Genomic DNA, 11,578 nt, shown 5'->3' on the forward strand with positions numbered 1-11,578 from the left:
GGCGAACCACCCGGCCCGCCTCCGCGGCCGACACGCGCAACGCCGTCAGCAACTGCGGCAGACTGAGATCCGCCTCCTCGACGGCGGAAAGATCGAGCTCGATCGCATCACCCGTCTCAAGACTGGCGAGCAAAGTATTCTGGAAGGACACACTGTCCCTCACGGTCACACACGAGGGTGCACAAACGGTCGTCGACATTCGCACCTCGAATATTGCCTGCAGACCAGGTAGTTATACCTAGGTCTGAAACATCCATCCCCTTGATGCTATTTGTAGGACGCTCCGACACCGTTGATTACTCGGATGACGTGTTTTTCGATGACTTCACGCCTTTGGTATACAAGATGGCAACTTAACGCACATCAACTTACCTTCACCAACGAATGAAAGATGTTGGGCAAACGTTTTGTATATTGATATCCCCGGGTGTATTGCAAACGGTGCACACTCTGGCAGGGATTGTTGACCCTCCCGTAGATACGGGGTTGATCTATGCAGCTCTTCGAAGAATAGGCATCACCGCAGTATTGCCGACGTCGCGCAGAGCAGAAGGCCGGCTGGCGGCCGCACCGGTGCGGCAGCGCCCCGTGCCCCCCGCAGGGAGGACCTCAGCTCCGGCTACGCTGCAGGGGGCGACGCTGAATATCAGGGACAGGCTGAGGCGCTACGCCGCGATGTGAGACGCAGCGCCCGCTGACTGGACCGGCCCTAGAGCAGGAGGCGGCCACCATACAGAATGGCAGCGACGCCGCAGGAGGCGAGCAGCGTCCATCGCCATGCGCCGGCATGCACTGCACTCGACGCGCGATGCCACACCGCGCCACCCGCGACCGCGAGAATGGTCAACAGCAGCCATAGCGGCGTCAGGGGCACCGTTGGCATGAAGAAGGCGAGGATCGACGTCACCGCCAGGATCACCGGCTGCCCCCAGCAGACCGCTGCCCAGACCCGCTCCCAGCCCGGCGCCGGGCGCCCGCGGTCACGGCGGCGGGCGAGCCAGATCGTCACGCCGCTCGAGGTCACCACACACAGTGCCAGGCCGAGCAGGCCGTACGCCAGCCGCACGGGGAAACCGCCGAACCAGCCGAAATGCAGCTGGCCGATTCCCCCCAGCATGCGGGTGCCGAGCGCAAGGTCCGCGGCGTGCTCGACATGGAGCGCCCGCCCCCGCGCGTCGAACTGGACCTCCTCCTGCGCAACGAGGAGGCGCGGCTGGCGGCCGTGCACGGAGACACGCATGTCGGCGCGACCCGGCCGCTCGACCACGATGCTTTCGACGGCCGCGCCCGCCATCTGCGCCTGCGCCCGCCTGACAAGGGCGGCGATATCGGGCAGCGGCGCCGCGCGCGCGTCGACCGGCGGCGGCGGATCGAGGAACAGGGCATAGACCCGGGCAGTGTCGCCCCGATACAGAAGCAGGGACAGCACCGCCACGATCAAGGTGCTCAGGCCCAGCAGGGCCCCGGTCAGCGCGAGGGTGAAATGGAAAGGCAGCGCCCAGATGCCGAGCCGGTTGTGCAGGTCCGCTTCCTGCAGGCGCCGCGAACCGCCGAGGCGGAGGTGGAAGGCATCGCGCACCACCCGCGGATGGGCGAGGATACCCGAGACCAGCGAGGAGAGCAGCGCCACGCCGGTAAGGCCGACGAGAAAGCCGCCCCAGCTCCGCGGCAGGTGCAGGCAGATGTGGAGATAGAGGAGAAACTCGGTCCAGACAGCCTCCAGCGGTGAGAGGCTGCCATCCTCGGCCACTGCCCAGTTTCGCTCGAACCGCCCCCTGTACGCGACCAGGCTCGCGCCCTGCCGGGCCGGGCTCGGCAGGGTGAGATTGAGCGATGCGTCGCCCGGAACCTGCTTCGCCGCCGCGCCAAGCGCTCGCGCCGCCGCCTCGGGAGCAAGCTGCGTGGCAACCGCCGTGCGCGGCAGCTCGAGCCGTTGCAGGTCGGGCGCGAACACGGCGATCGTGCCGGTCAGGCACACCAGATAGATGATTGCGGCGAAAGCCAGCCCCAGTAGCGAATGGCTGCTGAGCACCGCTCGTACCGTCTCGGCGGAAATCGGCCAACGCCATTGCTTCTTGCGCGTATTGCTCACGCCGCCCCTCCCAGGATTGATCCGCCGACAAAGGCCAGGCCGAAGCCCAGCAGGCTCGTGCCCAGCAGCACGGCGGTGGCGCGCAGCAGGCGTCGATCGGCAAGCGTCCAGGTCATCGCCAGGCCCCACAGCACCGGCAGCAACATGCCGCCGACGACAATGCGGGTCCTCGGATCGCCGGGCAGGAATACGGTGACGCAGAACGCCAGCGCCATTGCCGCCGTCATGCCGAGCGGCCCCGCCAGCAAGGTGCGCAGGATGCCGCGCCACAACCGACCGGGTTCGTCCAGCGGCTCAGGTGCCGTCTCCCCGGCCCGCGCGCGTGCTGCCTTGCGCCGAACCCTGCCCTGGAAGACGACGAGCAGCGCACCGATCGCCTCCATCGCCAGTGACAGCGCAACGCCCTTGACCGGGCCGATGCCCCACCCCGTTATTAGAACGCCCGCGAAGAGCACTGCCCATCCCGTGCCGACCAGCGCCGGCGCGGGACCCTCCCGCCGACGCCACGAGCGGCGGAGCAGCCACGCCGCGGCCGCGCCCGCCAGGATCAGCAGGCAGCTGGCGGCGGCGATCACCAGTGCAGCCCCGCGCCGACACCAAAGGTCTGCGGCTCACCCAGGATCGCCAGATGCACCTGGGCATAATCATATTGCCGGTACTTCTCGTTGAGGAGATTGCGCGCGAAGGCGAACAGCTGCCAGCTGCCGGCATCATAGCCCAGCCGCCCGTTCACCACGGTACGGGCCGCAACCTTGAACTGCGCCTGGTCCTGCCCAACCCCCGTGAACACCGAGGTGCGGTAATTGGCGTTCACATTGCCGGTGAAGCCGCCCCCGAAGCGCACATTGGCGCCCCCGGCCAGGGTCCAGCGCGGCGCATAGGGGAATTGCGTGTCGCTTAGGTCCAGCTTGCTGGTGGCACCGGTCGGCAGCCGGAACTGGTCGAACTTCGTCCGGACATGGCCGACAGAGGCATAAAGGTCGATGGCCCGGCCCACCCGCGCATTGGCCTCCACCTCGAAGCCGTAGAGGTGCGAGCCGGCCGCGTTGACCGTGTTGTAGTCATAGGTATTCAGCCCGAAATAGGCCGTGACCTGCTGTTGCCGCCACTTCATGTAGAAGACGTTGGCATTCACCGTCAGCTTGCCGTCGAGCCATTTCGAGCGCAGCGAGCCTTCATAGTTCCAGCTATATTCGGGATCATAGGCGACCAGCTGCGCGCGCGCCGGATTCTGGCTCGATCCGCCGGAGCGATAGGCGCGCTGCACCGTGAAGGCGGTGGTCAGGTCCGGCGTCCATTCCATGCTGACCCCCATCTTGGGCAGGAAAGCATTGAAGGTCCGGCTGTTGGACGCGAGCGGCGAAGACGCGTTGGCCACCAGCCCCAGCACCCCCTGGTTGATCAGCCCGACGATGGAAGCATAGGGTGCGCCCAGCGCGTTCACGTTCGGCAGCGTGCCGTTGAAGGTGGCGACGGTCTGCGCCGTATAGCGATTGCGCTCATGATCCACACGGAATCCGCCGATCAGCGCGAGCCGGTCCGTGAGCTTGAAGCGGGCGTCGCCGAACAGCGCCATCGTCTCGACCTGCTCGGGCTGGGCAGCATAGTAGATCACGGGGATCACCGGCAGCTGGCCCGCATAGGCCGTGGAGATCATCTGCGCCTGCGCGGCGGTGGCACCGTTGGCGCGCAGCAGGCCGGAAATAGTGGCGGTGGGCGTCTCGATGTTGACGCGGCTGTTCTGGTCGAGCTGGCCGCTGCGGCGGTAATACCAGGCGCCGAGCACTCCGCGCAGCCGCTCGCCTTCGTAGTTGAGCCGCAGCTCCTGCGTCAGCGTCCGGTAGAGGTAGCGGTTGTCGACCGCCTGGATGTCCTGCGCGGTACCGTCGGTATCGACCTGGGAGCGCACCCTGGACCGGTTCCAGGAGCTGACGCTCGACAGCTTGAGGCTGCGCGCGAGCGGGTAGCGCAGCTCGATCACCGCGATATCGCTGGCGATGGCGCCGCGGCTCGGCTGGTCCCCGGTGGCGACCCGATGGTTGTAGAAATCGGGTCGGTCGGTCCGGGAATATTCGTACAGGTAGCCGCCCTCGCGCCGGACGCGGTTATAGCTGGCGACCGCCTCCAGCCCCGGAACCGCGTGCGGCGTCCACTTCAGCTTGCCGCGCAGGTTGAGCGACTGCATCGCATCGTCATGGCCGCCACGGGTGAGGTTGGCGATGATGCCGCGGTCGGCGCGTCGCTCCGCAGAAAGGCGGATGCCGAGTTCGTCCTGCACGATCGGCCCGCCGAGCGCCGCCGAGAAGGTGCGGTCGTTCTGGTCCGTCCACAGCACGCGCGCATCACCGCCCCATGCGGCGTTGGACGGATCCCTGGTCGTGATGACCACCCCGCCGGCCAGGGCATTGAGCCCCTGGATCGTGGACTGGGGCCCGCGCAGCACTTCCACCTGCTGGACGTCCCAGAGGTCGGTCGGGCCACCATAGAGCGCCCATTTCGGGATCGGCGCCCCGTCGACATACACGCTGGCCGCATCGGCCTGCCCGCCTGCGCCGACGCCGGTGTTGCTGATCCCGCGAATGGTGAACCCGGTCGCGCCATAGGTTTCGGACAGGTTGGCTGTCCGGTTGTACACGTCCTGAATCGATATCAGCGCTTCCCGCTGGATGCGCTCGGCGGTCGTGACGGCAATACTGGTGGGCGTATCCTGCAGCGTACGGGCCGATTTCTCGCCAGTCACGATGATTTCGTCGGCACCGTTATCGGCAGTCGCCCCCGCTTGCTGCGCCTGCACCGGCACCGCGATTGCCGCGAACGCCACACTCGAAAGAAACAGACTGATCCTGGCCATGCGCCCCCCTTTGACAAGGCGGCCGCTATGCAAGCGAGGATAATGCGAGTCAATCGCATATGCATGGTTGCGCGGATGTTGCCGCGCCTGATGTCCGGGCTAGGTCAGGTCCAGTCCCAGTCGGTACAGCCGGTTCGCGTTGCCCGCGAACATGGCGGCGCGCTCGGCATCGCTGAAGCCGGCGGTGCAGGAATCATAGGCGTCGAGATGCGCAGCGAAGCTGCCAAAGAGCTTGTCGGTCGGGAAGTCGCTCGCGAACATCACGCGGTCCGCGCCGAACAGGTCGATCGTCTGCAGCACATAGGGCTGGATGTCGGCGCGTGCACAGGGGCGGTGCGTAAAACCCATGCCGGAGATCTTGACCGCGACATGCGGCAGCGCGGCTAACGCCCGCATGCCGGCGCGCCAATCGTTCCACTCGCCCGGCACCGCCATGCCGGCATGGTTGAGGATCACCTGGGTCTCGGGATGCTGCGCGATCAACCGGGCCAGGCCTGGAAACTGCCCCGGATAGGCCTGCAGATCGAAGCTGAGGCCGTGCTTGCCGAGCAGCCCGAAGCCGCGCGCCCAGGCTTCGTCCCGCGTCACGTCGCGCGGCGTGTAGCTGCGCCGCGGGTCGGGATGCCAGTTGACGATGTGGCGGATGCCGCGGACCGCAGGATGCCGGGCATGGGCGGCGAGCAGCGCGTCGACCTGCGGATCGTCCAGCGCCGCGAAGGCGATGATCGCATTGGGCAATCCCCGCGCGTCGGCCATTGCCTGCAGCCATTCGGTCTCGGCGAGCGCCGCCTCGGGCGCGGCACCTGCGTCGACATGCACGACGCCCCGCACGTCCCAGCCGGCCGCATCCGCGAGATAGTCGTCGAGCAGATAGGTCCGCGCGATCTGCGCAACGCTGCCATTGGGGCCATCGTCGGAGAAGGGCGGCGTCAGCCACGGATAGGCGATGCGATCGAGGTCCCAGAGATGCACATGCGCATCCACGAAGGGCAGATCGCGCGCCATATCCTTGCTCCTTCCTCGCGCGCGCACGCGCGCGCGGTATTTAATAGGTCGTTCGGCCGCCCGACGTGTCGAAGGTCGACGCCGTGGTGAAACTGCATTCCTCGCTTGCCATGAAGCAGATCATCGCCGCGCTTTCCTCGGCATCGCCAAGCCGGCCCATCGGGATCTTGGAGCGCATATACTCCACCTGGCTCGGCGGCAGCTGGGCAAGGATCGGGCTTTCGAAAGTCGCCGGCGTCAGCGCATTGGCGATCACGCCCTTGCCTGCCAGTTCCTTACCGAGCGACTTGGTGAAGCCGATCACCCCCGCCTTGGAGGCCGAATAGGCCGAGGCATTGGGATTGCCTTCCTTGCCCGCGACCGAGGCGACGTTGACGATCCGGCCATAGCCGTTCGCCAGCATGTGCGGGACCACGGCCCGGCAGCAATAGAACAGGCCGTTCAGGTTGATGTCGATGACCCGGCGCCAGCTCTCCAGCGGGAACTCCTGAACCGGCACGGTTGCGCCGGTGATGCCTGCCGAGCAGACGAGGATGTCGATCCTGCCCAGCGCCGCCGCCGTAGCCTCCGCCGCACGGGCGACCGCCTCGGCATCGGATACGTCGAGCTGCTCGACATGCGCACCGCCAAGATCCGCCGATGCCACGGTCAGCTGATCGGGGTTGAGGTCCCACAGCGCGACCTTGCCGCCCTCTGCAACCAACCGACGCGCGACCGCCAGTCCCAGACCGGAGGCGCCGCCGGTGATCACCGCCGTACGCCCGGCGAAACGTCCTGCGAAGGCGCTCATCCGAGCACCGTGTCGCCAAGGTGACGCCAGGCGACGACCTGCTGCTGCTGCTCGCCAAGCCCGGCGATGCCCAGCCGCATCGTGTCGCCAGGCTTGAGGAAGATTGCTTCCGGCTTCTTGCCTTCGCCCACGCCCGGCGGCGTGCCGGTGATCAGCACGTCGCCCGGATAGAGCGTGATGTACTCGCTGACATACGCGATGATCTCGGCAACGTTGAAGATCATCGTTCGGGTGTTGCCGGTCTGCATCCGCTCCCCGTTGACGTCGAGGAACATGTCGAGGTCCTGCGGGTCGGCGATCTCGTCGGCCGTCACCAGCCAGGGGCCGAGCGGGCAAAAGCTGTCGTGCCCCTTGCCCTTGCTCCACTGGCTGCCGCGCTGCTTCTGGTTGAAGCGCTCCGACACGTCGTTCGCAACCGCATAGCCGGCGACATGGGCAAGCGCGTCGGCCTTCTCTACATAGCGCGCGGTCTTGCCGATCACCACGGCAAGCTCGACTTCCCAGTCGCCATGGGTGGAGCCGCGCGGCAGCATCACCTCGTCGTTCGGGCCGGTCAGGCTCGAAAGCGCCTTCATGAACATCACCGGCTCGGTCGGGATCGGCAGGTTCGATTCGATCGCATGATCCTCATAGTTGAGGCCGATCGCAACGATCTTGCCGATTCCCTTCAGCGGCACGCCCAGGCGCACGCCCTCCTCGACCAGCGGGAGTCCGGCGGGGTCGATCGCGCCCAGTCCGGCGATCGCATCGATCGTCAGCTCGGCGACATGGCCGGACAGGTCGCGGATACGACCGTCGGCGTCGATCAGGCCGGGGCGCTCCTGGCCCCGCTCTCCAAAGCGGCAGAATTTCATGGGTGTCTCTCTCAGTGCGTATAGGGGCGGTGCATGGTGAGCTCGCGATTGAGCTCGACGCCGAAACCGGGCTGGTCGAGCGCGCTCGCGCGAAGCCTGCCGTTCTGCGGCACGGGCTCGCCCAGCAATTGCGGGTGGAACATCGGCACGACCTCGGTCGGGCCCGGATGCATCATCAGGAACTCGGCGAAGGGCGAGTTGTGGCGCGTGATGACGAAGTGGTAGCTGTACACCGACGAGCCGTGCGGCACGACCAGCTTGCCGCGAGCGTCCGCCAGCGCCGAGATCTTGAGCAGTTCGGTGACGCCGCCGCACCAGCCCACATCGGGCTGGATGATGTCGCAGCAATCCATTTCCAGCAGCATGCGGAAGCCCCAGCGGGTCGCTTCATGCTCGCCGGTGGTGACCAGCATGCCCTTGGGCACGTTGCGCTTGAGCTCGGCATAGCCCCAATAATCGTCGGGGCTGATCGCCTCCTCGATCCACTTCAGGCCATGCTCGTGCGCGGCGATGGCGAGGCGGGTCGCATAATCGACGTCGAGCGCCATCCAGCAATCCCACATCAGCCAGAAGTCCGGTCCGACGCGCGACCGCATCTCAGCCAGCTCGGCGATGTTCTTCTTCAGCCCTTCGATGCCCTCGGCGGGGCCGTGGTGGAGCGGCAGCTTGCCGCCGATGAAGCCCAGCTCCTTGGCGATGTCCGGCCGGGCGCCGGTCGCGTAGAATTGCAGTTCGTCACGCACCGCGCCGCCGAGCATCTGATAGACCGGCTCGCCCCGCAGCTTGCCCAGCAGGTCCCACAGCGCCAGGTCGACGCCGGAGATGGCGTTCACCACCAGCCCCTTGCGGCCATAATACTGCGTCGAGAAGTACATCTGGTCCCAGATCTTCTCGTATTCGGTCGGGCTGCGGCCCTCGAGGAAGCGGGCGAGGTGCTTCTCGACGATGTAGCAGGCGGGCTCGCCACCGGTCGTCACCGCAAAGCCGATCGTGCCGTCCTCGGCCTCGATCTCGACGATCAGCGTGCCGAGCACGTTGATGCCGAAGCTCTGCCGCGACTGGCGATATTCCGGATAGCGGCTCATCGGCGTGGCGATGTGGTCGTCGATCCAATGGCCTTCGCCCTGGTCGTGATAATCGGCGCCGCCTCCGCGAACGGTATAGGCGCGCACCTGCTTGATCTTCGAAAGTCCGGCTACCACGGCTCGACGCTTCCCTTCTGACGTCCATCCCAGATGGACGGACGGGTTCCGACAATATGAAATTCGGGCGCGGCGCGTGCCAATATGTGGTACATCCCACGCCCAAGAGGTTCGGGTGGTCGCAACCGCGATCGGCTGCCCGGCATCCTCCTGAATGCTTTACTTTCTCACTTTATGGGATAGGATGTTAATTGATGGAACGATCCACGTCAAATGCTGAAAGCGCGGACGGCGCTGCACCTGCCGGCGGGGGCGCCAAGATCCAGGGCAGCCAGACGCTGCTGCGCGGGCTCGACATGCTCGACAAGGTAATCGACGGGCCGGTGAAGCTCGCCGAATTGTCGGCCCGCATGGCGCTCACCCGCTCGACCACCCACCGGCTCGCCAATGCGCTGATCGACCGGGGCTTCCTCAGCTATCTGCCGCGCGACGGCTATCAACTGGGGCCGAAGCTGATCCAGCTCGGCTTCCTTGCCCAGAGCCAGGCGGATATCGTCCAGATAGCCCGTCCGCGAATGGAGGCACTCGCGGCGGAGAGCGAGGATACGGTGCATCTCGGCCGGATGGACGGCGACCTGGCGCTGTATCTGGACAAGATCCCCGGCCGCCGCCGCGTGGAGATCTCCAGCCGCATCGGCGATCGCCAGCCGCTCACCTCGACGGGACTCGGCAAGGCGCTGCTGATCGACGCACCCGAGGGGGAATGGGAGCGGCTCTACGCCGCCGACCAGAGCCGCGGCCAGCAGCATACCGATCACGGCCTCTGGTTCGAACGGATGCGCGATTATGCGCAGGCCGGCCACGCCTTCGACCTGGAGGAGAATGAGGACCTGATCCGCTGCGTGGCGGCGCCGGTGCGCGACGTCTCCGGCCGGATCGTCGCGGCGATCAGCGTGTCGAGCGCGGCGCAGTATATGGACGACGATCGCATGGCGAGCCTGAGCGCGCAGGTGCGCGGCACCGCCCAGGCGATCAGCACCGATCTCGGCTGGAGCGCGGACATGCGCCCGGCCCGCAAGAACCGACGATAAAAGGAGAGCGTGTCGTGAAGCTGTTGGAGGGGAAGACGGTGCTCGTCACCGGCGGGTCGACCGGCATCGGCCGGGCGGCGGCGATCGGCGCGGCAGAGGCCGGCGCCGATGTCGCGATCAACTATCACAGCCGCGACGATGATGCCGCGGCCGTGGTCGCCGCGATCGAGGCGAAGGGTCGCCGCGGGCTGGCGGTGAAGGGCGATGTCGCCGATCCCGCGACGGCCGAGGATTTCATTGCCCGCGCCGTCGCTGCGTTCGGCAAGGTCGACGTGATGGTGTCGAACGCCGGCATCTGCCCCTTCCACGCCTTTCTGGACATGCCGGTTGAGACCGTCCAGCGGACGATGCAGGTCAACCTGCTCGGCGGCTATTTCATGTGCCAGGCGGCGGCCAGGCAGATGGTCGCGCAAGGGCATGGCGGCGCGATCGTGGCGGTGTCCTCGATCTCGGCGCTGGTCGGCGGCGAGTATCAGACGCATTACACCCCCACCAAGGCAGGGCTGCACTCGCTGATGCAGTCCGCCGCGATCGCGCTGGGGCGGCACGGTATCCGCTGCAACTCGGTGCTGCCGGGCACGATCCTCACCGAAATCAACAAGGACGACCTCGCCGACGAGGAGAAGCGGAAGTACATGGAGGGCCGGGTGCCGCTCGGCCGCCTCGGCCAGCCCGAGGATCTTGCCGGCCCGATCGTCTTCCTCGCCTCCGACATGGCGGCCTACGTCACCGGCGCGGCGCTGCTGGTCGATGGCGGCGCGTTCGTGAACCTGCAATGAGGGGGGCACTGCTCGCCGCGGCGGCGTGTCTCGCCGCCCTCGCCGCGCCTGCCGCTGCGCAGACCCGGCTGTTCATCGCCAGCGATTCGACCGCGCAGGCCTATGCCGCCGATCGCTACCCGCAGACCGGATGGGGGCAGATGCTGCCGTGCGGCCTCGGTGCCGATGCCGTTGTCGTCAACCGCGCGATCGGGGGACGCAGCACCAAGTCGTTCATTGCGGAGGGCCGCTGGGACACATTGCTTGCAGAGGCGAAGCCCGGCGACGTGGTGCTGATCCAGTTCGGCCATAATGACTCGAGCACGACCAAGCCGGAACGCTACGCGCCCGCCGCCACCCTCTACCGCGACAATCTGCTGCGGATGATCTGGGAAGCGCGCGGCCACGGGCTGGTCCCGGTGCTGGTCACCCCGCCCGTCCGTCGCAGCTTCGACGGCACGCGCGTGAAGGCCGACTTCGCCGCGTATAGCGAAGTAATGCGCGCGCTCGTCTCCAGCACCAGTACGCCGCTGCTCGATCTCGAAGCGCGCTCGGCCGAGCTGGTCCAGCGGCTCGGACCGGAGGGGGCCCGCAAACTCTACCTCCACCTCAAGGCGGAGGACAAGGCGCCGGGCTTCCCCAAGGGCGTCGACGACGACACGCACTTCAGCGAGCTGGGCGCCCGCGCGATGGCCGACCTGATCGCACAGGAGCTGAAGACCCTGAAGCTGCCGATCGCCGAGAAGGTGCTGGCGGAGCGCCCCGACCTCACCCGCACCACCCCGCTTGGCAGCACCGCCTGCCGCTGAAAGCCGAACGACACCGCCAGGGTAACCGCCTGGCGGGATCGTGCGCCGCGGCGATGAACATCGGTGCCCGGCCCCCGCCCTGTCTGGGCGAGCGGGACGCGCACGCCTCGTCCGGCCCGGCAGGAGCATCCCTGCCTCGCACCTGTCACGCGCCGTCAGCGCGGCAGGTCCAAGGGAGGTTCAACG

General features: G+C 67.0%; 11 protein-coding genes. 3 read left to right on the forward strand and 8 right to left on the reverse strand.

Annotated elements, in window-relative coordinates; genetic code table 11:
• The 8 genes from V7E00_RS19710 to rhmD all read right to left on the reverse strand — a co-directional run.
• A partial coding sequence (locus V7E00_RS19710; RefSeq protein ID WP_333574306.1) for an STAS domain-containing protein occupies window positions 1-199 on the reverse strand: 199 nt, incomplete at its 3' end.
• A 510-nt stretch (window positions 200-709) separates the two neighbouring features.
• Window positions 710-2,092: a PepSY-associated TM helix domain-containing protein gene (locus tag V7E00_RS19715; protein ID WP_333574307.1), complete on the reverse strand. Its 1,383-nt coding sequence runs from the start codon at window positions 2,090-2,092 to the stop codon at window positions 710-712.
• Window positions 2,089-2,667, reverse strand: a complete 579-nt coding sequence (locus tag V7E00_RS19720; protein ID WP_333574308.1) for a hypothetical protein — start codon at window positions 2,665-2,667, stop codon at window positions 2,089-2,091. The genes V7E00_RS19715 and V7E00_RS19720 overlap by 4 nt, the downstream gene beginning before the upstream one ends.
• On the reverse strand, window positions 2,664-4,943 hold the full coding sequence (locus V7E00_RS19725; protein WP_333574309.1) for a TonB-dependent receptor: 2,280 nt from the start codon (window positions 4,941-4,943) through the stop codon (window positions 2,664-2,666). The genes V7E00_RS19720 and V7E00_RS19725 overlap by 4 nt, the downstream gene beginning before the upstream one ends.
• Window positions 4,944-5,042: 99 nt before the next feature.
• The gene (locus tag V7E00_RS19730) at window positions 5,043-5,948 is read right to left on the reverse strand and encodes an amidohydrolase family protein (protein ID WP_333574310.1); all 906 of its coding nucleotides are present in this window, start codon (window positions 5,946-5,948) and stop codon (window positions 5,043-5,045) included.
• A 40-nt stretch (window positions 5,949-5,988) separates the two neighbouring features.
• Window positions 5,989-6,738, reverse strand: coding sequence for an SDR family NAD(P)-dependent oxidoreductase (locus V7E00_RS19735; RefSeq protein WP_333574311.1), 750 nt, complete (start codon window positions 6,736-6,738; stop codon window positions 5,989-5,991).
• Window positions 6,735-7,592, reverse strand: a complete 858-nt coding sequence (locus tag V7E00_RS19740) for a fumarylacetoacetate hydrolase family protein (protein WP_333574312.1) — start codon at window positions 7,590-7,592, stop codon at window positions 6,735-6,737. Before V7E00_RS19740 ends, V7E00_RS19735 begins: the two co-directional genes overlap by 4 nt.
• Before the next feature lie 11 nt (window positions 7,593-7,603).
• Entirely contained in the window at window positions 7,604-8,794 is a 1,191-nt protein-coding gene (gene rhmD, locus V7E00_RS19745; RefSeq protein ID WP_333574313.1) for an L-rhamnonate dehydratase, read from the reverse strand.
• Window positions 8,795-8,988: 194 nt separating this feature from the next.
• Between rhmD and V7E00_RS19750 the strand changes: the two genes are divergently transcribed.
• The 3 genes from V7E00_RS19750 to V7E00_RS19760 are packed head-to-tail and all read left to right on the forward strand — an operon-like array spanning window position 8,989 to window position 11,392.
• Entirely contained in the window at window positions 8,989-9,825 is an 837-nt protein-coding gene (locus V7E00_RS19750; RefSeq protein ID WP_333574314.1) for an IclR family transcriptional regulator, read from the forward strand.
• Window positions 9,826-9,839: 14 nt separating this feature from the next.
• A complete protein-coding gene (locus tag V7E00_RS19755; protein ID WP_333574315.1) occupies window positions 9,840-10,604 on the forward strand; it encodes an SDR family NAD(P)-dependent oxidoreductase in 765 nt (254 codons plus the stop codon).
• Window positions 10,601-11,392 carry a rhamnogalacturonan acetylesterase gene (locus V7E00_RS19760; RefSeq protein ID WP_333574316.1) on the forward strand — a complete coding sequence of 264 codons (792 nt, stop codon included), beginning with the start codon at window positions 10,601-10,603 and terminating at the stop codon, window positions 11,390-11,392. Before V7E00_RS19755 ends, V7E00_RS19760 begins: the two co-directional genes overlap by 4 nt.
• The last annotated feature ends 186 nt before the right edge of the window (window positions 11,393-11,578 follow it).

It is taken from the genome of Sphingomonas sp., from assembly GCF_036731925.1.
Lineage (GTDB): Bacteria > Pseudomonadota > Alphaproteobacteria > Sphingomonadales > Sphingomonadaceae > Sphingomonas.

Excerpts from the sequence above, each read along its gene's own strand:
- V7E00_RS19725 (WP_333574309.1), bottom strand. The coding sequence starts at position 4,943 with ATGGCCAGGATCAGTCTGTTTCTTTCGAGTGTGGCGTTCGCGGCAATC.
- V7E00_RS19750 (WP_333574314.1), top strand. The coding sequence starts at position 8,989 with ATGGAACGATCCACGTCAAATGCTGAAAGCGCGGACGGCGCTGCACCT.
- V7E00_RS19740 (WP_333574312.1), bottom strand. The coding sequence starts at position 7,592 with ATGAAATTCTGCCGCTTTGGAGAGCGGGGCCAGGAGCGCCCCGGCCTG.
- V7E00_RS19760 (WP_333574316.1), top strand. The coding sequence starts at position 10,601 with ATGAGGGGGGCACTGCTCGCCGCGGCGGCGTGTCTCGCCGCCCTCGCC.
- V7E00_RS19735 (WP_333574311.1), bottom strand. The coding sequence starts at position 6,738 with ATGAGCGCCTTCGCAGGACGTTTCGCCGGGCGTACGGCGGTGATCACC.
- V7E00_RS19730 (WP_333574310.1), bottom strand. The coding sequence starts at position 5,948 with ATGGCGCGCGATCTGCCCTTCGTGGATGCGCATGTGCATCTCTGGGAC.